24 protein-coding genes are annotated in these 25,179 nt (G+C 69.0%); 19 read left to right on the top strand and 5 right to left on the bottom strand.

Annotated features, from left to right (window positions below; all coding sequences use genetic code 11):
* Position 1 precedes the first annotated feature (1 nt).
* Positions 2 to 652 carry a maleylpyruvate isomerase family mycothiol-dependent enzyme gene (locus ACFVMC_RS26255; protein ID WP_379214496.1) on the top strand — a complete coding sequence of 217 codons (651 nt, stop codon included), beginning with the start codon at positions 2 to 4 and terminating at the stop codon, positions 650 to 652.
* Positions 653 to 682: 30 nt separating this feature from the next.
* On the opposite strand, the gene ACFVMC_RS26250 is transcribed toward ACFVMC_RS26255, so the two are convergent.
* On the bottom strand, positions 683 to 1,219 hold the full coding sequence (locus ACFVMC_RS26250) for a DUF3558 family protein (RefSeq protein WP_379214494.1): 537 nt from the start codon (positions 1,217 to 1,219) through the stop codon (positions 683 to 685).
* Positions 1,220 to 1,439: 220 nt separating this feature from the next.
* On the opposite strand from ACFVMC_RS26250, the gene ACFVMC_RS26245 reads away from it, so the two are divergent.
* Positions 1,440 to 2,951: a protein kinase gene (locus tag ACFVMC_RS26245; protein WP_379214492.1), complete on the top strand. Its 1,512-nt coding sequence runs from the start codon at positions 1,440 to 1,442 to the stop codon at positions 2,949 to 2,951.
* A gap of 21 nt (positions 2,952 to 2,972) precedes the next feature.
* On the opposite strand, the gene ACFVMC_RS26240 is transcribed toward ACFVMC_RS26245, so the two are convergent.
* Positions 2,973 to 3,935 (bottom strand): polysaccharide deacetylase family protein, encoded by a 963-nt coding sequence (locus tag ACFVMC_RS26240; RefSeq protein WP_379214490.1) that lies wholly within the window; start codon positions 3,933 to 3,935, stop codon positions 2,973 to 2,975.
* 200 nt (positions 3,936 to 4,135) lie between these two features.
* On the opposite strand from ACFVMC_RS26240, the gene ACFVMC_RS26235 reads away from it, so the two are divergent.
* Positions 4,136 to 5,692, top strand: coding sequence for a putative glycoside hydrolase (locus tag ACFVMC_RS26235; RefSeq protein ID WP_379214488.1), 1,557 nt, complete (start codon positions 4,136 to 4,138; stop codon positions 5,690 to 5,692).
* A 121-nt stretch (positions 5,693 to 5,813) separates the two neighbouring features.
* Here ACFVMC_RS26235 and ACFVMC_RS26230 read toward each other — a convergent pair whose 3' ends face one another.
* Entirely contained in the window at positions 5,814 to 5,978 is a 165-nt protein-coding gene (locus ACFVMC_RS26230) for a hypothetical protein (RefSeq protein WP_379214487.1), read from the bottom strand.
* A 297-nt stretch (positions 5,979 to 6,275) separates the two neighbouring features.
* Positions 6,276 to 6,467 carry a hypothetical protein gene (locus ACFVMC_RS26225; RefSeq protein ID WP_379214485.1) on the bottom strand — a complete coding sequence of 64 codons (192 nt, stop codon included), beginning with the start codon at positions 6,465 to 6,467 and terminating at the stop codon, positions 6,276 to 6,278.
* Between the two features lie 131 nt (positions 6,468 to 6,598).
* On the opposite strand from ACFVMC_RS26225, the gene ACFVMC_RS26220 reads away from it, so the two are divergent.
* Together ACFVMC_RS26220 and ACFVMC_RS26215 are read left to right on the top strand one after the other, a co-directional pair.
* Positions 6,599 to 7,984: an amidase gene (locus tag ACFVMC_RS26220; RefSeq protein WP_379214484.1), complete on the top strand. Its 1,386-nt coding sequence runs from the start codon at positions 6,599 to 6,601 to the stop codon at positions 7,982 to 7,984.
* 106 nt (positions 7,985 to 8,090) lie between these two features.
* Positions 8,091 to 9,269: a low temperature requirement protein A gene (locus ACFVMC_RS26215; protein ID WP_379214482.1), complete on the top strand. Its 1,179-nt coding sequence runs from the start codon at positions 8,091 to 8,093 to the stop codon at positions 9,267 to 9,269.
* Between the two features lie 45 nt (positions 9,270 to 9,314).
* Here the strand turns inward: ACFVMC_RS26215 and ACFVMC_RS26210 are convergent, their stop codons facing one another.
* Positions 9,315 to 10,814, bottom strand: coding sequence for a PucR family transcriptional regulator (locus ACFVMC_RS26210; protein ID WP_379214480.1), 1,500 nt, complete (start codon positions 10,812 to 10,814; stop codon positions 9,315 to 9,317).
* Positions 10,815 to 11,201: 387 nt separating this feature from the next.
* On the opposite strand from ACFVMC_RS26210, the gene ACFVMC_RS26205 reads away from it, so the two are divergent.
* The 14 genes from ACFVMC_RS26205 (at position 11,202) to allB (ending at position 25,179) form a co-directional block, all read left to right on the top strand.
* A complete protein-coding gene (locus tag ACFVMC_RS26205; protein WP_379214478.1) occupies positions 11,202 to 12,548 on the top strand; it encodes an 8-oxoguanine deaminase in 1,347 nt (448 codons plus the stop codon).
* Between the two features lie 371 nt (positions 12,549 to 12,919).
* Positions 12,920 to 14,365: an NCS2 family permease gene (locus tag ACFVMC_RS26200; RefSeq protein ID WP_379214476.1), complete on the top strand. Its 1,446-nt coding sequence runs from the start codon at positions 12,920 to 12,922 to the stop codon at positions 14,363 to 14,365.
* Between the two features lie 98 nt (positions 14,366 to 14,463).
* On the top strand, positions 14,464 to 14,709 hold the full coding sequence (locus tag ACFVMC_RS26195; RefSeq protein WP_379214474.1) for a thiamine-binding protein: 246 nt from the start codon (positions 14,464 to 14,466) through the stop codon (positions 14,707 to 14,709).
* Complete coding sequence (locus ACFVMC_RS26190) at positions 14,702 to 15,097, top strand: helix-turn-helix domain-containing protein (protein ID WP_379214472.1); 396 nt, start codon at positions 14,702 to 14,704, stop codon at positions 15,095 to 15,097. Before ACFVMC_RS26195 ends, ACFVMC_RS26190 begins: the two co-directional genes overlap by 8 nt.
* Positions 15,098 to 15,215: 118 nt before the next feature.
* A complete protein-coding gene (gene uraD / locus ACFVMC_RS26185; protein WP_379214470.1) occupies positions 15,216 to 15,728 on the top strand; it encodes a 2-oxo-4-hydroxy-4-carboxy-5-ureidoimidazoline decarboxylase in 513 nt (170 codons plus the stop codon).
* On the top strand, positions 15,725 to 16,063 hold the full coding sequence (gene uraH / locus ACFVMC_RS26180) for a hydroxyisourate hydrolase (protein ID WP_379214468.1): 339 nt from the start codon (positions 15,725 to 15,727) through the stop codon (positions 16,061 to 16,063). Before uraD ends, uraH begins: the two co-directional genes overlap by 4 nt.
* An 8-nt stretch (positions 16,064 to 16,071) precedes the next feature.
* Positions 16,072 to 16,980 (top strand): factor-independent urate hydroxylase, encoded by a 909-nt coding sequence (gene pucL, locus ACFVMC_RS26175; protein ID WP_379214466.1) that lies wholly within the window; start codon positions 16,072 to 16,074, stop codon positions 16,978 to 16,980.
* 19 nt (positions 16,981 to 16,999) lie between these two features.
* A complete protein-coding gene (locus ACFVMC_RS26170) occupies positions 17,000 to 18,406 on the top strand; it encodes a nucleobase:cation symporter-2 family protein (RefSeq protein ID WP_379214464.1) in 1,407 nt (468 codons plus the stop codon).
* A gap of 13 nt (positions 18,407 to 18,419) precedes the next feature.
* Positions 18,420 to 18,797, top strand: coding sequence for a gamma-glutamylcyclotransferase (locus ACFVMC_RS26165; RefSeq protein ID WP_379214462.1), 378 nt, complete (start codon positions 18,420 to 18,422; stop codon positions 18,795 to 18,797).
* Position 18,798: 1 nt separating this feature from the next.
* On the top strand, positions 18,799 to 19,572 hold the full coding sequence (locus tag ACFVMC_RS26160; RefSeq protein WP_379214460.1) for a hydroxypyruvate isomerase family protein: 774 nt from the start codon (positions 18,799 to 18,801) through the stop codon (positions 19,570 to 19,572).
* The gene (locus ACFVMC_RS26155; RefSeq protein ID WP_379214458.1) at positions 19,569 to 20,444 is read left to right on the top strand and encodes an NAD(P)-dependent oxidoreductase; all 876 of its coding nucleotides are present in this window, start codon (positions 19,569 to 19,571) and stop codon (positions 20,442 to 20,444) included. Before ACFVMC_RS26160 ends, ACFVMC_RS26155 begins: the two co-directional genes overlap by 4 nt.
* An 87-nt stretch (positions 20,445 to 20,531) precedes the next feature.
* On the top strand, positions 20,532 to 22,325 hold the full coding sequence (gcl, locus tag ACFVMC_RS26150) for a glyoxylate carboligase (protein ID WP_379214456.1): 1,794 nt from the start codon (positions 20,532 to 20,534) through the stop codon (positions 22,323 to 22,325).
* Complete coding sequence (locus tag ACFVMC_RS26145; protein ID WP_379214454.1) at positions 22,322 to 23,515, top strand: glycerate kinase; 1,194 nt, start codon at positions 22,322 to 22,324, stop codon at positions 23,513 to 23,515. The genes gcl and ACFVMC_RS26145 overlap by 4 nt, the downstream gene beginning before the upstream one ends.
* Before the next feature lie 365 nt (positions 23,516 to 23,880).
* Positions 23,881 to 25,179, top strand: coding sequence for an allantoinase AllB (allB, locus tag ACFVMC_RS26140; protein WP_379214453.1), 1,299 nt, complete (start codon positions 23,881 to 23,883; stop codon positions 25,177 to 25,179).

Here is a 25,179-nt window from a genome sequence, read left to right as displayed (position 1 = left end):
GGTGAACCGCGTACGCGACGGCCGCCCGATGATTTCCGGGCGGCCGTTCGGTCTGCACATCATGGACCGAGCGCGGATTCAGCAGCAGATACACGAGGAACGGCTGGCCCTGGCCGAGTTCCTCGACGGTTCGACCGAGGCGGAGTGGGCGCATCCCACGCTGTGCGACGGATGGACGGTGCACGAGGTGCTGGCGCACGTCACGCTGTCGAACCAGGACACCCTGTGGGCCCTGGTGACGGGCATCGTCCGGGCCCGGGGCAATTGGGATCGGGCGAACGCGGACGCGGCGATCACGCACGCGCGGCGATTCACGCCGGCGGAACTGCTCACGCAATTGCGTGACCGGGCGGGCGATCATCGGCGGTCGCCGGGTGCGGGCGTGCTCGACCCGCTGGCCGATGTCATCGTGCACGGGCAGGACATCGCCCGCCCGCTGGGCCGGAGTCTGCCGATCGCTCCCGAACGCGTGGTCGCGCCGCTCGCGCATGTGCTGGGGAGCAGGTTCTACGGCGCGCAGCGGCGGTTGCGCGGCAAGCGATTGGTCGCCACCGATATCGCCTTCAGCCACGGTGCCGGGCCCGAGGAAGTGTGCGCACCGGTTGTGGACCTGCTGTTGCTGGCCACCGGACGCGAACTCGTCGCGCGCTGAGCCCGGGACGAGTTCGGGATCCGGTGGAGCCTAGTTCGCCGGTAGGTGGACTCGGAGTTTGCGGGTCAGGGCGGTGACCTGGGTGCAGGCGCGGTCAATGGCTTCTGGCGAACGGCCGGTTATCTGGAGGAAGACGGTGCCCTCGATGCTGTCGAAACCGACGCCGCAGGTGCCGTGCGCGGGGTCCCGGGTTTCGGTGGCGCTGCGCTCGTCGATGACCACCGGCGTCAGCTCGTCCAGGAAATCCACGACGCCCGAGAGCTGGCGCAGCGGTAGCGTGTGCGAGAACGCGTCGAGCATGCCGCCCGGACCGGTCCACCGGCATCCCTTGTCGCCCTTGCCCGCCGTGCTCACGGCCTGATGATCTTTGGTTCCGGGATCGAATCCGGCATCGGTGAGTATGTTCTCCGGGATGCCGGCGCAGGGGTCCCACAGATCGGCGACCGCGAGTGCCCGGTGCTGCGCGAAGTGCGCGCGCCCGACCGGCGGCTGGGGCATCGAGCACCCGGTTGCCCCCACGGCCAGTGCCAGTAGGGCGATCCCTCTCCGACGTCCCCGAACACCCATGCCGTCGCCGCCTTCCGTCCCGCCACCTCGGAGCGCTACCGCTCCCCGCCGTTGGCAATCGTATAGCTAACTCTGTCGGAAACGCGGGAACGGCGAGGCCGATGTCCTGGACCTCGGAAATGCTTGCGGGGGAGATGAATACCCGTCCGAGGCGAAGTCTCGAGGGGGACGCTCGAATCAGGGCTGACTTCGCGCACGCGGGTGTGGTAGGCGTACAGGGGTGGAAGGCACGCCGTTCGGCCGGTACCGGCTCGTCGCATTGCTCGGCCAAGGCGGCATGGGGCAGGTGTACCGGGCATTCGATACCGGCACCGATCGCGTCGTCGCGCTCAAACTACTGCCGCCCCAGTTCGCGCACGACGCGGTCTACCGGGAGCGGTTCCGGCGCGAGGCGCAGGCGGCGGCCCGGCTGAGCGAACCCCACGTCATCCCGATCCACGACTACGGCGAGATCGACGGGCGGCTGTTTCTGGACATGCGCCTGGTCGAAGGAGCCGACCTGGGTTCGCTGCTGGTGCTGGACGGTCCCTTGCCACCGCCGCGGGCCGTCGCCTATATCGAGCAGGTCGCGGCTGCCCTGGACGCCGCACATCAGGCGGGTCTGGTGCATCGCGACGTGAAACCCTCCAATGTGCTTGTCACAGCGGCGGATTTCGCCTATCTGATCGACTTCGGCATCGCGGCCGGGGCGGGGGACAGCAGCCTCACCACCACCGGGGCGACCATCGGCACCTTCGCCTATATGGCGCCCGAACGGCTGAGCCAGGGCGGCTACGACGGACGCGCCGACGTCTACTCGCTGGCCTGTGTGCTGTACGAATGCCTCACGGGCGCAAAGCCTTTTCCGGGTGACAGCGCCGAACGTCAGATCGCCGCGCACCTGACCGAGCCGCCGCCGCGCCCGTCGAACGGTGCGGTCCCGGCGGCATTCGACGAGGTCGTCGCGCGCGGCATGGCCAAGGATCCGGCGCAGCGGTACCGGACGGCCGGCGAACTGGCCGCGGCGGCGCGCGCGGCGGTCCACGCGCCGTCGAGCATTCCGGATCCGGCGCGATTCGAACCGACACAGCTCAACCCGAATCCGTCGATGGTGCCCGATCCGGCGCGGTTCGAACCGACGCGATTCCAGCCGAATCGGTCGACGGTGCCCGATCCGGTACGGCCCCACTCTGATCCGGCGTCGGTGCCCGGGGTGCGCCCCGGCCGGATCGGAATCGTCCTTGCCGCGGGGATTCTGGTCGCGGTGCTGATCGGGGTCGCGGTACTGGTGACGCAACTGCGGGCCGACAACGGTTCGGAGGCCACGGGGACCGCGCCGCCCCTCGGGACGTCCTCGCTGCTCACCTCACCCGCCGATCCACCGCTGGGGTCCACCACCGCGCGCCCGTCGACCACGAGCCCGACCGCGGTGACCGCACCGCCGTCGACGGGTCCCATCGCCGCCTTCGTGCGCGACCACTACGCCCTGCTGCCCGTCGACACCGCCGCCGCGTGGGCCCGCCTCACGCCGCGCTACCAGAGCTACATCGGCAGCTTCGCCGCCTATGAGGCGTACTGGGACACGGTGATCGACAGCAGCGTCCAGATCATCGGACGCGACATCGACCGCCTGACCGTCACCTACCGTCTGGCGCTGCGCTACAAGGACGGCCGCAACGCCACCGAAACCCGTACGGCGCAACTGATCTCGGTGGGCGACAGCTATCAGATCGACAGTGCCGAACTCACCTGAGTCACCGCTGGCACGGATCGGCTAGTACGGCTTCGCCTGAGCGGTCCAGCGAGCAGACAGCTCGGGTGTGCCCGCGAGCGGAAAGCTGATCGTGTCCGCGCGGCCATCGGAGGTGTAGCGCAGGCCGGGGTCGGCGGCGAGCCGATCGAGCCAGTACGCGGAGTCGAAGGGGACTTCGCCTTTGCCGGAACGGATTCGGGGGATGGCGGCGGGGTCGAGGCGAGCGTAGGGCGAGGGGGCAGGCTCCGCGCCGACGAGCATGATCGCGTCGAACCGGTAGGCGATGCCATCCCACAGACCGGCGCTCGCCAGGGCGCGCTCCGCGGGCGCGACGCCGAGCGGTAACGCCATGGTGCGCACCGGATTTCCCGGGTCAGCCGCCTGGATCGCCCGCACGTTCTCGGCGAATTCACGCTGCACGCCCGCGCCGTCCAGGCGGCCGAGGTTCGCGTGGGTCGCGGTGTGCGCGCCGATCTCGTAGCCGTTGGCGGTGAGCCATGGCAGCGCGCGTGGATCGCCGCCGAAGGGCTCGTTGTTGACATAGAAGGTGCCGGTGGGGCCAAAGTCCGGGTACCGGATCCGGAACTCCTCCAGGATACCGATGACGCTGTCGGGCAAGGGTTTACCGTCCGGGCCGAACGCGACCTGGCTCGTGGTGGAGTCGTCGAAGGTGAGTACCACCGGGTGGGTGCCCGCCGGGATGTCGATGGCCCCGGAGATGTAGTCGGCGGCGGTCACCGGGCGATAACCCTCGCGGTACAGGCGCTCGAGCTCGTCCCGGAATTCCGCGGGGGTCTGGTCGTATTCGCCGGTCGGCGCGGCCAGCAGCTGGTGGTACATGAGTACTGGCACCACACCGAGTTCATCGGCGCCCACGCGTGCGGGATCCACGACGGGCGGCACCGCCGGAGCCGGAGCGGGCGGCGGTGCCGCCGTCGGCTCCGCGGCCGTGCAGCCGCTCGCCACCGCAACCAGCAACGCCACCAGAACATTTCGCACCGACCCACGCACCACCGGTTCACGGTACGGTGCGCCCGCCCGGGCCGGGGCTCGCTCGCGCGGGCCGCGATCAATTCGCAATCAGCGAATAACGATGTGCCGCACACGATCGCGGAAATCCGGCGGCGGGCGGGCGGCGGCGGAGATAGTAGAGTCCCGCGAAACGAAAGTTGGTGTGCGCGTTGTTGAAACGGGTTCCGAAGTCCCGCCGTGGCCGGTTGGTGCTGCTCGCGGCGGTTCTGGTCGCCGCCGGGTCCATCGTGGTGGGCGCGGTGCGCGGCTCGGGTGGTGAGCTACCCCTCGCCGGGCTGCCCGCGGGCCCGGTCGACGCGCGGGCGCTGGCGGATCTGGTGATTCGGGTCGACGCGAGCGGGCACGATCCGCGTGAGATAGCGGTCGAACTCGACGGTGAGCCCGTCACCGGCACCGTCGAGGGGGACACGGTCCTGGTGCGGCCGGGTCCGCTGCCCGATGGGGTGCACCGGCTGACCGCTACCGCCCCGGGCGGATTCCTCAGCGGCGGCCCCGACGCCGCGGGCAGCTTCACCGTGGACAGCACACCGCCGGTGGTCCTGGTGACGGCGACGCCTCCGCCCACCTCCTACCGGCTGCCGTTCGTGGTGCGCGGCAGCGTCCAGGGCGCGCAGCAGGTGCGGCTGGGCGCCCAGCCGATCACCCCGGCGCCGGACGGCACGTTCGAGGTGACGCTGCCCCGTCCGCCCGCCGCCACCACGATCGAGGCCGTGGATGCGGCAGGCAATGTCACGACCGTACCGATCCTCGGGGGCGTCGACATCCCGCGCACCCGCGCGGTCCACGTCACCGCGCACGCGTGGTCGCACGAGGGGCTGCGCGAAAGCGTGCTGGATCTGGCCCGCGCGGGCCGGATCGACACCGTGCAACTCGATATCAAGGACGAGGACGGCATCATCGGGTACGACTCGCAGGTGCCCCTCGCCCGCGAATCCGGCGCCGCGAGCACCATCTACGACGCGCCTGCCGCAGTGCGGCAGCTGCACGACCTGGGCCTGCGGGTGGTGGGACGGATCGTGGCCTTCCGCGACCCGCAGGTCGCGGCCTGGGCCTGGCACAGCGGCCGCCGCGACTGGGTGGTGCAGCACGCGGGCGGGCAACCCTATTCGAGCCACTACGGTCCGATCGCCTTCACCAATTTCGCCCATCCCGAAATCCGCCGGTACAACATCGATCTCGCGGTCGAGGCGGCGAAACTGGGCTTCGACGACATCATGTACGACTATGTGCGCCGCCCGGACGGCCCGCTGGCGCAGATGGTGTTCCCGGGAATCGCCACCGACCCGACCACCTCGATCGCGGAGTTCCTGCGCGAGAGCCGCGATCCGGTGCACGAATCCGGTGCGGTGCTCGGCGCGGCGGTGTTCGGCATCGCCTCGACCCGGCCCGAGCAGATCGCGCAGGACATCCCGATGATCGCGCGACACGTCGACTATGTCGCGCCGATGCTCTACCCGTCGCACTGGAATGCCGGGGAATACGGTGTGGCCGACCCGAACTCGCAGCCCTACGACATCATTCTCGCCTCGCTCGGCGATTTCGTCCGGCTGACCGCGGGCACCGGCGCGGAGGTCATTCCGTGGCTCCAGGACTTCAGCCTGGGGGTGACCTACGGACCGGGCCAGGTGCAGGCGCAGATCGATGCGACAGCGGCGGCCGGTATCGACAGCTACATCCTGTGGAGTCCGACGGTCCGCTATCACCTGTAAGCGGTCACGAATTTCGCCGTACCGTTCGTGCGCGGTAACTCCGTAATCGGCTGTTTTCCGGAAATCCGGAAACTCGTCCTCGTTTCGGAATCCGGTATTTCGAGTGCTTTCGAAGCGAGTGCTAGGCGATGCTCCGGCGGGGCGGTCGGTTCTTGTTGCCCATCACCTGTTCCCACCAGGAATCCAGCGGACTCGGGTCGGGCCAGACGATAGGCGATTCGGTGTCCGCGTCCGCGGAGATCTGTTTGGCGTGGGCGGTGGTGGCGGGATTATCGAGGCTGGCCACGATCTGGATTCCTCCGAGTGTCTGAACTTGTCTCAGGTGCTGACGACTTCGCGCCCGACAGGGTCGGGTGCGAAGTATGAGATGGAGCGGCGGCACGAATTACCGTGCCGCGCGGGCCTGTACGTCGGGGAGCGAAGGAATACTCGCGATCCGCTCGGCAAGCGGTACGACGTCATTGTCGAATTCAATGCCGAGGACCGGCACCTGCTACTCAGCGTAGTCGGCTCGGCCCGTGCCCGGGATGATATCCGGCACGGGTGTGTCTCGCCTTACTAACGATCCCGGCCACACGGAGTGTTATGTCTTGCGCGGCAGGATGTTCAGGACGAGCACGAGCCCGATGGCCAGGCTGGCGCAGGCCGCGAGGGTGATGCCGGTTGACCGCGTGATGGCGGCGATTCCGGCCGCGAAGGCCAGACACGTCACAGTTGCCAGTGCTGCGGTCACCCGGTCCAGCCCGGCGATCCGGGTAGGTCGGTGATCCGTCATGTCTACGGACTACCCAGTGCCTGCCGTTATGAAACCGTGATGGCGTGTCGCGGGCATCGGCGCAGGTACTAGGCTCGGGCAGGCAACAGGTGATCCGGTCGTGGAGTCCGGACCGGAGAAGCGGGTCGAGAATGCGTGAGATCGTGTCCGCCGGAGTGCGGGAACAGCGGGCGGCCTTGGCTCGAGGTGAGGTCTCGGCCGTCGAACTGATCGAGGCGACGCTGCGCGGGATCGACGCGTCCGATCTGAACGCGTTCAGCACGGTGCGGCACGAGCGCGCGCTGGCCGAGGCGGCGCAGTGCGACGCCGAGCGCGCGACGGGAGCGAATCCCGGTCCGCTGCACGGCATCCCGATCGCGATCAAAGAGGAACTGGACGTTGCCGGTGCGGTTACCACCTACGGCACCCGCGCCAATCATCGGCCCGCCACCCAGGATTCGGAAGTGGTGCGGCGGCTGCGGGCCGCGGGTGCGGTGATCGTCGGCAAGACAGCCATGCCGGAGTTCGGGCAGTGGCCGTTCACCGAATCCACCACACACGGGGTGACCCGCAATCCCTGGGATCGTGCCCGCTCCACGGGCGGCTCCAGCGGCGGCTCCGCCGCGGCGGTGGCCGCCGGGCTGGTTCCCGTCGCGATCGGCGGCGACGGCGGCGGATCGATTCGGATCCCGGCGGCGTGCTGCGGGCTCTTCGGGTTGAAGACCCAGCGCGGACGGGTGACGACCGCGCCGCACGAGCATCTGTGGTGGGCACTGGGTGTGGTGGGCCCGCTGACTCGCACCGTGTCCGACAGCGCGCTCGTCAACGACGTAATCCGGGGCAGTATGCCCGGTGATCGTTTCCGCGCGCCCGAGCCGGTCATGTCGTTCGCCGCCGCGGCGGCGGGCCCGGCCACCGGCCTGCGGATCGGCTACAGCACGGCGTCGCCGGTGCCGCTGGTGACACCGGATCCGCAGCACGTCCGGGCGGTGCTCGAGACCGCCGAACTGCTGGAGAGCCTGGGGCACACGGTCTTCGAGATCGATCCCGGACTCCCGGATCCGACCCCGGCGTTTCTGCCGCAATTCTTCGGCGGGGTGCGTGCCGAGGCCGAACTGGTCGACGATCCGGCCCGCTTGGAGCGCCGCACCCGCGAGACGGTCGCGCTCGGCGCCTGGGCTCGCCGCCCGGTGATCGAGTGGGCGATCCGCCGCGGTGCGGCCCTGGCGCGCCGGGCGGATCGGTTGTTCACCGGCTGTGATCTGCTGCTCACCCCGACCATCGCCATCCGGCCGCCGTTGGTCGGGATGCTCGACGGCACGGGCACGGTCCGCGCGATGCGGCGCTCCATTCCGATGATCGCCTACACCGGCATGTGGAATGTCACGGGACATCCAGCGGCTTCGATCCCCAGCGGTGTCGGCGCGGACGGACTGCCCCTGGCCGTTCAGCTCGTCGGCCCGTCCGGCGGCGAGACCACCATCCTCACCCTCGCCGCCCAACTGGAAGCCGCTCGCCCCCTGAGCTTTCCGTTCTGAGCGGACCGCGCACCGGCCGGAGTACGGGCCGGAGACACCACAGCCGAGCGCGAAACGCGCTCCCGGTGCGCGAGCTGAAGTGCGCGAAGATCCTTACGATTCCCGCATGAGCGAATCCCGGACCAGTGCGTGGACCTGGCGGCATCGTATGACGCCGCGCAATCGCGCGGAGGCGCACCGCGCGGCGACGCCGCTGGAGCTGCTGTTCGATCTGTGCTTCGTGGTCGCGGTGGCGCAGGCGGCGCTGCGGCTCGAGCACGCGCTGGCCGAGGGGCACTTCGCAGCAGGGCTGCCCAGCTATCTGATGGTGTTCTTCGCGATCTGGTGGGCGTGGATGAACTTCAGCTGGTTCGCTTCCGCCTTCGACACCGACGACGTGCCGTATCGCCTGTCCACCCTGCTGGTGATGACCGGTGTGCTGATCCTGGCCGCGGGAGTAGCGCGGGCGTTCGACGACCGCGACTTCGCGGTGGTGTTCCTCGGGTACCTGGTGATGCGCGTGGGCCTGGTCGCGCAGCAGCTGCGGGCGGCGGTCGCGCATCCGCGGGCGCGTACCACCATGCTGCGCTACGCGAGCGGCGAAACGCTGTGCATGATCGGCTGGGCGGCAGTCGTTTTCGCGCTCCCGGAGCAGCTGCGGGCCTGGGGGTTCCTCGCGATGGCGGTGGCCGAGATGCTGGTGCCGCTGTGGGCGGAACGGTCCTGGCACATGCCATGGCATCCGCACCATATCGCCGAACGCTACGGGCTGCTCACCATTATCGTGCTCGGCGAGTCGATCCTGTCCGCCACCAACGCTTTTCGGGACGCGCTCAGCGCGACGGTGAATGCGGAGCTGATCCTGATCGCGGCGGGCGGGCTGCTGACCGTCTTCGCCATGTGGTGGGTGTACTTCTCGCTGAACGCGGGCGAGCTGCTCACCTCGACCCGGGCGGCGTTCCGCTGGGGCTACGGCCACTACGTCATCTTCGCCGCGGGCGCGGCCGTCGGCGCGGGCCTGTCGGTGAACATCGCGCACGTCGAACACCATGCGCATCTGAGCACCACCCAGGCGGGCCTGGCGGTCACCGTCCCGGTGTTCTGCTACCTGGTCGTGGTGTGGTGGCTGATGGTCCGGCCGCACGGCGCGAACGCGCCCTACGCCTGGACGATGCCGTTGCTCGGCACACTGGTGCTGGCCGCGAGCTGCACGCCGTATCCGGTGCCCGTCACGGGTGCGCTGATGGCGGTGCTGGTCGGGGTGAGCATCGCCGCGCATTCGCGCCGATCGCCCGTCGAGTCCTGACAGTCGGGGCCACGACCAGCACGCGCGGCGCCGCGGGCGCCTGGTTCATCGCAAGGCCAGGGCCAGGAAGAAGTCCACTCGGTCCTCGAGGCGGGACAGGTCGCGCTCGGTCAGCTCCTCGATCCGCTGGATGCGGTAGCGCAGGGTGTTCACGTGGACGTGCAGCAGCTCCGCGGACTTCGTCCAGGAGCCCGAGGATTGCAGGAAGGTCTCCAGGGTGTGCACGAGATCGGCGCGGTTGTCCTGGTCGTAGCTGGTGAGCGGGTCGAGCAGGCGGGTGCGGAACATGCGGCGCACCTCGTCGGGGACGCTGGCGAGCAGGAGCATGTGGGTGGCGAGCTGGTCGTGGCCGACGACGCCGGCCGGCTGATCGCCGCGCGCGGCCATGCGGCGGGCATAGCGCGCCTCCTCGACGGCGCCGCGCAGCCCCTCACCGTCGACCACGCCGCTGACGCCGACCGATATCCGGCCGTCGCCCAGCCCCGGCGCCAATTCGGCTACCGCCAGCTGGATTTCGTCCAGGACCGAACTGCGCGCCGGGATCAGCGCGATGGCCTCGCCGTCCACCACGCCCGCCGCGGGCCTGCGGCCATAGAGGATTTCACGCAGCAGAACCCGTAATTCGCCGGGCCGCAGGCCCGCACCCTCGGAGGCCGCGGCGACCGCGATGTAGGTCTCACCCGGTCCGAGCCCGGTCAGCTCCAGCCGCGAAATGATCTCCGCCGGTTTGGCATCGGAGACGATGAGCTCGATGAGTTCCTGCGCGAGCCGCCCCTCGGCGCTCTGCCGGTCGTCCTGGCGGGCCCGTTCCAGCGCGACCACGGCGGCGAGTTCGCCGGGCAGCGCGCGCCGCTCCTCCGACCATTCCCGGTAGTCGCCCCCGAAGACCAGGAACCAGTCCGCGACCCGCGAGGTGCTGTGCTCGTCGACCGCGAAAACCGAATAGGGGGCATCGTTCTCGCGAACCACGAGGGGTAGTCGCCGGGCGCCCAGGAACGCCGCGGTGGCCGCGGCGGGCGGCAGGGCCGACCCGGCGACCACCCGTCCGGTCGACGACATCACCCAGCAGCTCATGCCGAGATCGCGCTCGATGAGGTCGAGTACCGAACCGAGACCGCTACCCGCGACCAGCTGCCGGTGCCGATCCAGGACCGCGCTGAGATCGGCGGCCCGCCCGGTGGACAGGTTGCGGGTGATCTGCTCGGTCACCGTCGCGAAGGCGATGTTCTCCGGCACCCGGAACAGGGGGATGCGGTGCCGACGGCAGGCTTCGACGATGTCGTCGGGAATGCCCCCGTAGAGCGCGTCGCCCGCGGCCAGACCGGCCACTCCGGCGCGGGCCAGCGTGCCGACGAAGGCCTCGCTGTCGGCGGGGCCGGTGCGCCACTGCAAGCCGGACAGCACGAGCTCACCGCCGGAGAGGTAGCGGCTGGGGTCGGGCAGGTCGGTGGTTACCACCCAGCGTACGAAGCGGTCCAGGTCTTCCTCGCCGGTCAGCAGCTCGAGACCCAGGGCCGTCATGGTGAGCAGGGAACGTAATCGCACAGTTTCCTACGCTAACAGCGGCCCCCTGGGGTACCGCATTCGGAGATTCGCACAAACCTCGGGGTGTGAACTGGGCCACAGTTCAGATTTCTTGTTCCTACCTGTTCACTTCCCGGCCAGCTGTACTTACGGACATGGATTTACGGCGACCCGCGGGTCGGGCCGAAATGGCGGCGCCACACACCGCCCGGATCCGGGCCACCTCGGTGCCGGGCCTGGTCGAAGCAGAGGCGAAGCGCGCGTACGGCGGCCACTGTCGAGGCGAGGGTGTCATCCGAGCGCAATCGATCAGCAATTCGGCGGCCGCCTGATGCGGCGGGTGGAAATCCGGGCGCATGATCGGGTGGAACGCGAACCCGGACCTGCGCGGCGGGAGGCCTTGCCCGAATGAGAACTGTCATAGCGAACGCATATATCGCCCCGGTGGCTGGGGTCGAGATCCCCTTCGGATACCTGATCGCGGAGCACGGTCGGATCACCGCCCTCGGCCCCGGCCCCGCACCCCGGATCGAGGGCGCCGAGCACATCGACGCGACCGGCTGCCTGGTCACCCCGGGCCTGGTCAACACCCACCATCACCTGTACCAGTGGGCGACCCAGGGCCTGTTCCAGGACGCCACCCTGTTCGAATGGCTGACCGGACTGTACGAGCTGTGGGCGCGCATGGACGCCGATATCGTGCACGGCGCGGCCGCGGCCGGGCTGGGCTGGCTCGCGCTCAACGGCTGCACCACCAGCACCGACCACCACTACATCTTCCCGAAGGACCGCGGCGATCTGTTCGAGGCCGAGATCCGCGCCGCACGGGAGATCGGGCTGCGTTTCCACCCGTGCCGCGGGTCGATGGATCGCGGGCAATCGGACGGGGGCTTGCCGCCGGACGAGGTGGTGGAGCAGCGCGAGGACATCCTGGCCCACACCGCCGAGATGATCGACAAGTACCACGATCCGGACTTCGATTCGATGCTGCGCGTGGCCGTCGCGCCGTGCTCGCCGTTCTCGGTCAGCGCCGAGCTGATGGCCGAATCCGCCGCGCTGGCCCGCGCCAAGGGCGTGCGGCTGCACACCCACCTGGCCGAAACCCTCGACGAGGAGCAGCACTGCCTGGCCCAGATGGGTTGCACCCCTGTCGAATACATGGCGAAGCTGGGCTGGCTCGGCGACGATGTCTGGTTCGCGCACGCGGTGCACCTGCGCGACAGCGATATTCGCCGCTTCGCCGAAACCGGGACCGGCTCGGCGCACTGCCCCACCTCCAACGCCCGGCTCGGCGCCGGAATCGCCCGCGTCACCGACCTGATGGCCGCGGGCGCACCGGTCGGCCTCGGCGTCGACGGCGCCGCCTCCGCCGAATTGACCTCGCTCGCCGGTGAAATGCGCCAGGCCCTGCTGTTCCAGCGCGCCGTGCACGGGCCGCGGGCACTGACCGCCCGGCAGGCGCTCGAGCTCGGGACGCTGGGCGGCGCGCGAAACCTGGGCCGCCAGCACGAAATCGGATCGCTCGCGGTGGGCAAGCTGGCCGATATCGCCATCTGGCGGGTCGACGGATTCCGTTCCGCTGTCGAGGATCCGGTCTGTGCCCTGGTGTTCGGCCCCACCCCGCCACTGGCCCGGCTGCTGGTCGGCGGGCACACCGTGGTCGAACACGGCGAACTGCGCACCGTCGCGCACGACGCCACCGGCCGCGCCGGCGCCGAGGCCCGGAAACGCTTGCGGCAGGCGGTCTCTCGATGATCGTCACGCCGAACCGGAGGGTCACCGCACATGTCGATGTCCTGATTGAGGGGGACATCGACGCCGAGGGCGACCGGCCGATCCCGGCACGCACCGGACCGCCACCGCGGCCGCGACTGCCGGACACCCCCGATCCGCTCGCCCGAACCGGGCGACGCGGCGACGGAGGGCCATCCACGCCCTCCACCCGCATCCGGCACCGCAATCGTGTGCCGGTACGACCGGACGGACTCGTCCGGAGCTGTTGATCAACGGGGGCGCCGCATCTTTCGCAACGAGGCGGCGGTGTCCCACAACCGCATAACCGAACCCTGCGCACCGGAGCACCGAACCGGAATGTAGGTCGGCTACGCCCTGAGGAGGGCAAGCTGATGACCCAGATCGAAACCAAACCCGTAGCCGGGGAACCGGCAGCGTCCGGAAAGGGCTGGCACGACCGGTTCTTCCGGCTGACCGAGCGCAAGACCTCCGTCTCCCGGGAGGTCCGCGGCGGCATCACCACCTTCGTGGCGATGGCCTACGTCATCCTGCTGGTCCCGTTGATTCTCGGCGGCGTGACCGATATGAACGGCGACAAGCTGTCCATCGCGCAGCTGACCACGGCGACCGCGTTCTCGGCAGGGTTGAGCACCGTGCTCATGGGCCTGGTCGGCAATGTGCCGCTGGCGCTGGCGGCTGGACTGGGCCTGGTCCCGGTGGTCGCCTTCCAGGCGGCGCCGCACATGACCTGGCCGCAGGCGATGGGTCTGGTCATCCTGATGGGCGTGATCATCGTGATCCTGGCCGCGACCGGTCTGCGCACCATGATCATCAATGCCATTCCGGTGGCGCTGAAGAACGCGATCGGCGTCGGCATCGGCATGTTCATCGCGCTGATCGGCCTGGTCTCGGCCGGTGTGGTGGGGCACGGCGAGGGCAGCGGCCCACCGGTCACGCTGGGCATCGGCGGTCACCTGAGTGGTTGGCCCGTGGTGGTGTTCGCGGTCGGTCTGCTCGTCATGCTCGCGCTGTTCATCCGCAAGGTGCCCGGCGCCATGCTGATCAGCATCGCGATCGCCACCGTGCTCGCGGTGATCATCAACGCCAACGCCGCCATCGATCCCAAGACCTGGGGCCCGGTCGTGCCCGAGACGCCCGACAAGCTGTTCGCCGCACCGGATTTCGGCCTGATGTTCGATGTCGACCTGTTCGGCGGCTTCGCCACCGCGGGTGCGCTGACCGCCTCGATCGTGCTCTTCACCCTGGTGCTGACCGGATTCTTCGACGCCATGGGCACCATCTTCGGCGTATGCGACGAGGCCGAGCTGCTGGACGAGAAGGGCACCATGCCCGGCCTGGGCAAGGTGCTGACGGTCGACGGCGTCGGCCAGATCATCGGCGGCGCGGCGGGCGGCGCGGGCGCGACGGTGTACGTCGAGTCGGCGACGGGTGTCGGTGAGGGCTCCCGTACCGGCTTGACCTCCGTGGTCACCGGCGGCCTGTTCTGTGCCGCGATCTTCTTCACCCCGATCGCGGCGGTGGTCCCGATCCAGGCCGCGGCGCCGGCGCTGGTATTGGTCGGCGCGCTCATGATGACCCAGGCGCGCAAGATCGACTGGAACGATCTGGAGGTGGCGGTGCCCGCCTTCCTGACCATCGCGCTGATGCCGTTCACCTACTCGATCACCAACGGTGTGGGCGCGGGCCTGATCGCCTATGTGGTGATCAAGGCGGCGCGCGGCAAGTTCGGTGAGGTGCACTGGCTGCTGTACGCGGTGAGCGCGGTCTTCCTGGCCTACTTCGGGATCAATGCCATCGAGCTCGTGCTCGGCGGCTAGCGATCTCCCACGCACCCCCGCGCTCCGGCCCCGGCCTGGCGCGGGGGTGTCTCCCGTTCCCATCCCATCGACCTCGGAAGCGCAGGTAGCCTATGCCCATGTGGCTGCGTGCTGAATTCACCACCGAGCCGTTCCATGGCGAAGGCGATCCGCCGCCGCATGCCGCCGAGACCTTGGCCGTGCTCGAAGCCGCCGGTCTCGATTGCGATTTCGGCCCGCTGGGCACCTCGGTGTCCGGCCCCAGCGAAAAGTTGCTGGACCTGTTGCGCGATGTCCTGGCCACCGGTTTCGCGCACGGCGCGACCCGGGTGACCCTCCAGGTGGAGCGGGATGCCGATGACTGAGGCGCAGGTGGACACCACGCATCCGGTGCTGGTGACGATCACTCCGCTGCTACGGCGCACCGGTGGACGGCTCGTGCCCGCCGACGACTGCGGTCCCGACGACATTCCCCTGGTCTGGGAGGGTGCGACGCTGGCCGGTGTGCGCTTCGGCGCACCTGCCGACGCCGAGGCGTCCGGCGACGGCGGCCTGGCCCGGCTGCTCGAGGACGTGGCCGGTGAACTCGGCGGTTCGCTGGCCGAACTCAAGCGCGCCGACAAGCAGCGTGCGGTGCGTTTGCTGGAGGAGCGCGGCGCGTTCAGCTACCGCAAATCGGCGGAGACGGTCGCCGAAGCCCTCGGGGTCACCCGGTTCACCGTGTACAACTATCTGAATCGGACCCGGTCCTGAGCCTCCCGCTTGGACCATCCACCCAAATTTCAACAAACTGTTGATTTCCGAGTGAGACCTGTGCCACTCTTCTCGAAGTAGGCGGATGTGACCTCCGCTACACGAGAAAGGCCAGGCAATGGGATCATGCGCAGCGTTCAATTCGACTGCGAGTGAACAACTTCGGCCGATACTGCTGGCTTGCTGCGACGTTCCGGCCTGGGCCGACGCCGTCCTGGCGGGCCGGCCGTACGCCGATCCGGAACTCCTGCTGGCGGTCGCCGACGCGGCCGCCCGCACCTTCACCCGCGCCGATGTCGACCGCGCCCTCGCCGCCCACCCGCGCATCGGGGAGCGGGCGAACGGCGACGGCGTCGAGGCGAAATGGTCGCGCGGCGAGCAGTCCGGCGTCGACCAGGATCTGGCCACCGCCGCGGCGCTGATGTCCGGCAATCAGGCCTACGAGCGGCGCTTCGGCCGGGTCTTCCTGATCTGCGCCACCGGCCTGTCGGCCGAGCGGATCCTGGCCGCGCTACAGGCCCGGCTCGGCAACGACGACGACACCGAGGCGGCGGTCGTCGCCGAGGAACTACGCAAGATCGCGATCCTGCGGCTGCGCAAGGCAATCGACGAGATGGAGGTGCAGGCATGAGTGCGATCACGACGCACGTGCTGGACACGGCCCTCGGCAAACCCGGTGCGGGCGTGGCGGTTCGGCTCGAGTACGTCAGGGACGGACAGCCGGTCCTGCTGGCCGAGGCGGTCACCGACGCGGACGGCCGGATCGGCCGGTTCGGCCCCGACGAACTCGAATCCGGTTCCTACCGGCTGGTTTTCGATATCGCGAGCTACGCCGCCGCCACCGGCCAGGACTGCTTCTTCCCCGAGGCCGTCATCACCTTCACCCCCGGCGGCCCGGCCGGACAACACTTCCACATTCCCCTTCTGCTGAGCCCGTTCGCCTACTCCACCTACCGAGGGAGCTGATCCTCACCATGGCCATCCAGCTAGGACAAAACCAATACGGCAAAGCCGAGAACCGCGTCGTGCGCGTCTACCGCGACACCCCGCGCCACCAGATCCGCGACCTCAATGTCTCCTCCGCGCTGCGCGGCCGGTTCGCCGACGCGCACATCACCGGTGACCAGAAGGACGTGCTGCCCACCGACACTCAGAAGAACACCGCCTTCGCCTTCGCCAAGGAGAAGGGGATCGGCGCCCTCGAGGACTACGGCCTGACCCTGGCCGACCACTTCATCGCCCGCTGTCCCGGTGCCGACGGCGCCCGCATCGAGATCGAGGAGTACGCCTGGGATCGCATCCCGGTCGACGGCATCGGCCACGACCACTCGTTCGTGCGCAGCGGCGGCGGCACCCGCACCACCATCGTGAACGTCGACGGCGTCGGCCCGGATCGCCGCGCGCACGTCGTCTCCGGCATCAAGGACCTGGTCCTGCTGAAGTCGACCGGCTCGGAGTTCCACGGCTTCTTCGAGGACAAGTACACCACCCTGCAACCCACCGACGATCGGATCATGGCCACCTCGCTGGTTGCCAAGTGGCGCTACGACCACACCGACGTCGCCGACTGGGACAAGTCCTACGACTCGATCCGCTCGATCCTGTTGCGCCAGTTCGCCGCCGTGCACTCCTACGCGTTGCAGCAGACCCTCTACAGCATGGGCCGGGCGGTGCTCGAACAGCACCGCGAGGTCGCCGAGATCAAGTTCTCCGCACCGAACAAGCACCACTTCCTGGTCGACCTGAGCCCGTTCGCGCTGGACAACCCGGGTGAGGTCTTCATTGCCGCCGATCGGCCCTACGGCCTGATCGAAGCCGCCGTGGTCCGTGACGACGCCACCGATGCCGGGTCCGCCTGGCACGGCGTGCCCGGCTTTTGCTGACCGTGGAAAGGCGAGGCGCATGTTCAACCGTCGCAGCAAGCCGCCCGATACCGCGGCCCGGCCCGAAGACACCAAATATCCACCGCTACAGCTGATCGCCTATGGGCTCCAGCACATTCTGACGATGTACGGCGGTGTCATCGCACCGCCGCTGATCATCGGCGGCGCGGCCGGACTCTCGGCCGCCGATATGGCGTTGCTGGTGACCGCGGGACTGTTCGTCTCCGGCCTGGCCACCATGCTCCAGACCCTGGGCCTGGGCCCGTTCGGCTCCAGATTGCCGATCGTGCAAGGGATTTCCTTCGTCAGCGTCTCGACGATGGTGTCCATCGCCGGCGAGGGCGGGCTGCGTCCGGTGTTCGGCGCGATCATCGTCGCCGGTGTGATCGGGTTGATCGCCTCGTCGTTCTTCGCGCATCTGGTCCGGCTGTTCCCGGCCGTGGTCACCGGCACGATCATCACCGTGATCGGTTTGTCGCTGATGCCGGTGGCGTTCCGATGGGCGATGGGCGGTAATGCCAAGGCAACGGATTACGGCTCGATGGCCAATATCGGGTACGCCGGTTTGACCCTGCTGATCATTCTGGTGATCAGCAGGCTGTTCCAGGGCGCGATTTCCCGGCTGTCTATTCTTATCGGCCTGGTGATCGGCACCCTGGTGGCGGTCGGCACCGGCAAGGCGGATTTCTCCGGAGTCGGTCAGGCGAAACTGGTTTCGCTGCCGCCGGTGCTGCATTTCGGTACGCCCACCTTCGAGGTGGGTGCGATCGTGGCCATGACGATCGTGATCCTGGTGATCATGACCGAGGCCACCGCCGACATTCTCGCCATCGGCGAGATCCTGCCGACGAAGGTCGACAAGAAGCGGCTGGCGGACGGTCTGCGCGCCGATATGGCCTCTACCGCGGTGGCGCCGGTGTTCGGGTCCTTCCCGTGCAGCGCGTTCGCGCAGAATGTGGGTCTGGTCGCGCTCACCGGCATCAAGAGCCGTTATGTGGTGGCGGTCGGTGGTGTGATTCTCGCGCTGCTCGGCCTGCTGCCGGTGGTCGGCGCGGTGGTCGCCGGCATTCCGTACCCGGTGCTCGGCGGCGCGGCGATCGTGCTGTTCGGCACGGTGGCGGCCAGCGGAATCCGCACGCTGTCCCGGGTGGACTACGAGGACAACCTGAACATGGTGATCGTCGCGGTGGGCGTGGCGGTCGGCCTGATTCCCATCGCGGCGCCGGAGTTCTGGCACGCCTTCCCGAAGTCGATCGCCGTGGTCCTGGAATCCGGGATCAGCGCGACCGCGGTGGTGGCCATCGTGCTGAACCTGGTGTTCAACGAGATCCGGGCCGGAAAGCGGACGGGCGCATCGGTGTTCGGCGCGGCCGAGGACCGGCTCGACGACCTCGGCGACCGGTTCGACGACGATATTCGGCACTAGAAGGACATTCGCTATGCCTCTGATTTTCCTGAACGGCTCCGCCATGCGCGGAGGACCCCTGAATTACCTGCTCGGCGGTGCACCGTTCGCCGGTGCGGTGGAAACCGCGCCGCGCTATCGCTTCTATTCGGTGGGCGACCGTTTCCCCGGACTCGCGCCGGTGGCCGACGGTGGTGCGCCGATTTCCGGTGAATTGTTCGACATTCCGATGGACGTGCTGCGGGAGAAACTTCTTCCGGCCGAGCCGCCGGAATTGGAGCTCGGCGTGATCGAATTGCAGGACAACCGCTCGGTGCTTTCCATGGTGTTGCGCAAGCCGCCCACTTCGTATCCGGAGCTGATCGATATCACCGAGATCGGCAGCTGGAACAAATACAAGAAAGGAGCCTGACATGCCGAAGTTCGATATCAACTGCTCGATCCTGTTCACCGATCTGCCGCTCCTGGAGCGCCCGGCCGCGGCCAAGGCCGCCGGTTTCGACGGTGTGGAGTTCTGGTGGCCGTTCGGCACCGATCCGACACCGGGGGACAAGGAGATCGACGCGTTCGTAACGGCGATCGCCGATGCCGGGGTGCAGCTGGTCGGGCTGAACTTCATCGACCTGATCCCGAACGGCCGCGGGCTGGTCTCGGTGCCCGGTGGCGTCAGTACCTTCCGTGACAACATCGAGGTCGCGGTCGGTATCGCCGAGCGCGCGGGCTGCACCTCACTGAACGCGTTGTACGGCAACCGGATCGAGGGCGAGGACCCGGACAAGCAGGACGAGCTGGGGCTGGAGAACCTGCGCCTGGCTGCGCGGGCGGCATCCCGGATCGGCGCGACCGTGCTGCTGGAGGCGCTGAATTCGCCGGAGTCCCCGGACTATCCGGTGGTCTCGGCCGAGCACGCGGTGCGGATCATCGATCGAACCGGTGAGCCGAACATCAAGTTCCTGTGCGATCTCTACCACCTGTCCCGGATGGGGGAGGACCTGCACCAGGTGATCACCACCTACGCCGACCGCATCGGGCACGTGCAGATCGCCGACAATCCCGGCCGTGGGCGGCCGGGGACGGGCGACCTCGACTTCGATGCCCTTTTCGCCGACCTGCAAGCCGTGGGTTACGACGGCTGGATCGGCTTGGAATACAAAGACGCAGAACCGGATTGGAGCTGGATCAAGTGAGCAAGATTGGTTTCGTTGGACTGGGAATCATGGGCGGCCCGATGGCGGGTCACCTGGTCGCCGCGGGCCACGAGGTCACCGGTTACGACCACAGCGCCGCCGCGCTGGACAAGCTGAAGGCCGCGGGCGGCAATGTCGCCTCCGGCGCCGCGGAAGCCGTGCGTGACAAGGACATCGTGATCACGATGCTGCCGCAGGACGAGCACGTGGAGTCGGTGTTCGCCGACGTGCTCGAACACGCCGCCCCCGGCACCCTCTACATCGACTTCTCCACCATCACCCCGAAGACCTCCCGGTGGACCGCCACCGAGGGCGCGAAGAAGAACCTGCGGGTGCTCGACGCCCCCGTCTCCGGTGGCGAGCCGGGCGCGATCAACGCGGCACTGTCCATCATGGTCGGCGGCACCGAAGCCGACTTCGCCGCCGCCACACCGATTTTCCAGGCCGTGGGCAAGACCTTCGAGCTGGTCGGCCCGAACGGTGCGGGGCAGGTCGTCAAGGCGGCCAACCAGTTGATCGTCGGCGGCACGTACGCGCTTGTCGCCGAGGCCATCCTGCTCATGGAGAACCTGGGCGCCGACGCGGCCAAGGGCCTGGACGTGCTGGCCGGTGGCCTGGCCGGCTCGAAGATTCTCGAGCTCAAGCGCAAGACGATGCTGGAGCGCTCGTTCGTACCGGGCTTCCGGATCGACCTGCACCACAAGGACATGGGCATCATCCTGGCCGCCGCCCGTGACGCCGAGGTGTCCATCCCGATGGGCGCGCTGACCGCGCAGCTCATCGCCGCTGCGCGCGCCATGGGCTACGGCAACCTGGACCACTCCGGTCTGCTGCTGGTCGCCGAGGCGTTGTCGAAGCGAGACCAGGCGTGAGCACCGCTGTGGCACACGAAGAATGCGCGACCCGGGTCCCCGAGGGCTGGATCCTGATCGACGTCACCGATGAGGCGGAGAACTGATATGGCACGGATGCGTACCGTCGACGCGGCGGTCCTGATCCTGGAAAAAGAAGGCGCGACACAGGCTTTCGGCCTGCCCGGCGCCGCGATCAACCCGTTCTACAGCGCCATGCGCGCCCACGGCGGCCTGAAGCATGTGCTCGCGCGTCACGTCGAGGCCGCCTCGCACATGGCCGAGGGCTACACCCGCGCCGCGGCGGGCAATATCGGTATCTGCATCGGCACCTCCGGTCCGGCCGGTACCGACATGATCACCGGATTGTATTCGGCCAGTGCGGATTCCATTCCGATCCTGTGCATCACCGGCCAGGCTCCGGTCTCGAAGCTGCACAAGGAGGATTTCCAGGCGGTCGATATCGCCTCGATCGCCGCGCCGGTCAGCAAGTGGGCCGTCACGGTGCTCGAACCCGCCCAGGTGCCCGGCACCTTCCAGAAGGCGTTCGGGCTCATGCGCGAAGGCCGGCCCGGACCGGTGCTGATCGACCTGCCGATCGATGTGCAGCTCGCCGAGATCGAGTTCGACATCGACACCTACGAACCGCTGGTCGTGCACAAGCCGGCCGCCTCACGCGCCCAGGCCGAGAAGGTCCTGGACATGCTGGCCGTCGCCCAGCGCCCGCTGATCGTCGCCGGCGGCGGCATCGTGAACGCCGACGCGGCCGAGCTGCTGGTGGAATTCGCCGAGCTGACCGGGATTCCGGTGGTGCCGACCCTGATGGGCTGGGGCACCATCGCCGACGACCACCCGCTGCACGCGGGCATGGTCGGCCTGCAGACCTCGCACCGCTACGGCAACGCCACCATGCTGGAAGCCGACTTCGTGCTCGGCATCGGCAACCGGTGGGCCAACCGGCACACCGGTGGCGTCGAAACCTACACCAAGGGACGCACTTTCGTGCACGTCGACATCGAGCCGACCCAGATCGGCCGGGTCTTCGCGCCCGACTTCGGCATCACCTCCGATGCCGGGGCGGCGCTGCGGGTGTTCCTCGAGGTGGCGCGCGAACGCAAGGCCGCGGAGACGCTGCCGAGCCGCGCGGACTGGGCCAAGCAGTGCAAGCATCGCAAGAACGAGGGGCTGCGCAAGACGCACTTCGACTCGGTGCCGATCAAGCCGCAGCGGGTCTACGAGGAGATGAACAAGGCGTTCGGACCCGACATCCGCTACGTCAGCACCATCGGCCTCTCCCAGATCCAGGCCGCGCAGCTGCTGCACGTCTACCGGCCGCGGCACTGGATCAACGCGGGCCAGGCCGGGCCGCTGGGCTGGACCCTGCCGGCCGCACTCGGCGTGGCCACCGCCGACAGGGACGCGACCGTGGTCGCGCTCTCCGGCGACTACGACTTCCAGTTCCTGATCGAGGAATTGGCGGTCGGCGCGCAGTTCGGCATCCCGTACATCCATGTGGTGGTGAACAACTCCTACCTCGGGCTGATCCGGCAGGCGCAGCGCAATTTCTCGATGGACTACTACGTCCAGCTCGACTTCGACAACATCAACAGCCCCGAGGTCGGCGGATACGGGGTGGATCATGTGAAGGTGGTGGAAGGCCTGGGCTGCAAGGCGATTCGGGTTACCGAGCCCGATCGGCTCGGCTCCGCGCTGGAGCAGGCCAAGCAGCTGATGACCGAGCACCGGGTGCCGGTGGTCGTGGAAGTCATTCTGGAGCGGGTCACCAATGTGTCGATGGGGCTCGAGATCGACAATATCGTCGAATTCGAAGAGCTCGCCGAGACATTGGACGATGCGCCCACCGCCATCGCCGCGTTGCCCGAGCCGGAGGCGGTCGGGTGATCAGCCCCCGGCGGGCGCCGCGTCCCCGGTGGCGGGAGGGGTATGTGGTCATCGCGCCCGACAAGTTCAAGGGCTCGCTGACCGCACCCGAGGTCGCCGAGCACGTGGCGACCGGACTGCGCCGGGTGCGGCCCGATATCCCCGTGGTGACCGTGCCGGTCGCCGACGGGGGTGACGGCACCGTGGACGCGGTGGTCGCGTCGGGGTTCGCCCGGTTCCGCACCAGCGTCACCGGGCCCACCGGCGATCAGGTCGTCGCGTCGTTCGCGATGCGTGATCAGACCGCCGTGATCGAGCTGGCCGAGGCCTCGGGGGTGCGGAAGATGCCGCATCCGCCGACCTCGTCCACTTCGCGCACGGTCGCGAGTACCGGCACCGGCGAATTGATCCGGGCCGCCGCCCAGCGCGGCGCCCGTCGGATTCTGCTCGGGCTGGGTGGCAGCGCGTGCACCGACGGCGGCGCGGGCATGATGTCCGCGCTCGGGGTGAAATTCCTCGACGAGCGCGGCGAGCAGCTGCCGCCGGGCGGCGCGGCGCTGCGGCGGCTGGCCCGCATCGACACCAGTGAGATGGTGCGGGTTCCGCTGGTGACCGTGGCGTCGGACGTGGACAACCCACTGCTCGGCGCGCGCGGCGCGGCCCATGTGTACGCCCGCCAGAAGGGCGCGCGCCAGCCCGATGTCGAGGATCTGGAGCGTGGCCTGACCAGGCTGGCGATGATCATGCGGCGTGATCACGGCATCGATGTCGCCGAGCGACCCGGCGCCGGGGCGGCGGGCGGTGTCGGCTACGCCGCACTGGCGTTCCTCGGCGCACAGGCCCGGCCGGGCATCGACATGATCCTGGATCAGCTCGGGTTCGCCGCGCAGGTCGACGGCGCGCGCCTGGTCATCACCGGCGAGGGGTCGATGGATCAGCAGACGCTGCACGGCAAGGCGCCCGTCGGGGTGGCCCGGATCGCCAAGGCGGGCGGGGTCCCGGTGGTCGCGGTCGCCGGTCGGTGCGAGATCGGCGCCGAGCAGCTGCGCCGGGTCGACATCGAGCAGGTCTACGCGCTCACCGACCTCGAGGCCGACCGCAACCTCTGCATGGCCTACGCCGGTCCGCTGCTGGAACGACTCTCCGGTGACCTGGCCGGGAAGTGGTTGGCCGACAGCGGGTTACGAAAGGTAGCCGGTGGACATGGGTAGGCGCTCGAGTCGCGACGAGTGCGGCTGGTGCACATGAGTAGCTCGGGCGACCTGGTGCGGGGCCGAACCCCGGTTCCGGCCGGTGGTTCGGCGCGCGATGCCGTAAGCGTGGCAACGGCTTTCGGTGCGGAAGGCACAGGGCAGATCCGCCGCCGCGGTGTGCGACCCCGGCGCTGGTTTCCGGCTCGTGCCGGGAAGTCGGTGGGCGTCGCTTCGGCCCTGGTAGGAGCGACCGCCGGGTCGGTGGGGGCTACTGCGGGAGCTGTGGGCATCGCGGCCTCGGTGGGCATAGTCGCGGGCGTGGTCGGCGCCACCGCCGGGCTGATTGGCGCCGCCGTCGGAATCGCACTGGATAAGGAGTGAGCATGTACGACTTGGTGATCCGCTCGCGTCGGGCGGTGCTGCCGGAGGGGACTCGTCCCGCCGCGATCGCGGTGCGGGACGGGCGAATTGCGGAGATCGCCGACTACGCGGCCGAGCCGGCCGCGACCGCGACCGTCGACCTGGTGGATCTGGTGTTGCTGCCGGGTTTGGTCGACTCGCATGTGCATGTCAACGAGCCCGGCCGCACCGACTGGGAGGGCTTCGCCAGCGCTACGGCGGCGGCCGCGGCCGGCGGGGTGACGACCATCGTCGACATGCCGCTGAATTCGCTGCCGCCCACGGTCGATGTGGCCGCGCTGGCGGCCAAGCGCACGGCGGCCACCGGGCAGTGCCGGGTCGATGTGGGGTTCTGGGGTGGCGCGATCCCGGGCAATCTGAAATCGCTTCGGCCACTGCATGAATCGGGTGTTTTCGGGTTCAAATGCTTCCTGTCGCCGTCCGGCGTGGACGAGTTCCCGCCGCTGTCACCGGCCGAGATCGAGGAGGTGATGACCGAGCTCGTCGCCTTCGACGGCCTGCTGATCGTGCACGCCGAGGACCCCGGTCGGCTGGCCGAGCCCGTCGACGGGTCCTACGACGCCTTCCTGGCGTCCCGGCCCGGCGCTGCGGAAAGTGCTGCGGTGCGGGCGATCATCGAGCTGGCGGAACGGACGGGCGCCCGCACTCACATCCTGCACGTGTCCGCGGCGGACTGCCTGGCGCCGTTGGCGGCGGCCCGGGCGCGTGGAGTGCGGATCACCGCGGAGACCTGCCCGCACTACCTGACGCTGGCGGCGGCCGAGGCACACACCACCGCGTTCAAATGCTGTCCGCCGATTCGGGATTCGGCCAATCAGGACGCACTCTGGCAGGGCCTGGCCGAGGGGGTGCTCACCTGCGTGGTCTCCGATCACTCGCCGTGCCCGCCCGCCATGAAGGACGGCGATTTCGCCGGCGCCTGGGGCGGTGTCTCGTCGTTGCAGATCGGGCTGCCCGCGGTCTGGACCGCCGCGCGCACACGAGGTTTCGGCCTCGACGAGGTCGTCCGGTGGATGGCGACCGCGCCCGCCGACCTGGTCGGACTGCCGGGCAAGGGCCGCATCGCGGTCGGCTGCGACGCCGACCTGGTGGCCTTCGATCCGGACGCGCCGTTCACCGTCGACCCGGCGGCGCTGCGGCACAAGAACAAGATCACGGCGTATGCCGGGCGGGAACTCTCCGGCGTCGTGCGGTCCACCTGGTTGCGCGGCCGCGTCCTCGGGGACCAGTCCGCGACCGGTCGTTTCATCGAGAAGAGTTGA

The organism is Nocardia sp. NPDC127579, assembly GCF_042672005.1.
Taxonomy (GTDB): domain Bacteria; phylum Actinomycetota; class Actinomycetes; order Mycobacteriales; family Mycobacteriaceae; genus Nocardia.
Note: the sequence above shows the minus strand (reverse complement) of the source record. Positions and strands in the feature narration are given on the sequence as shown.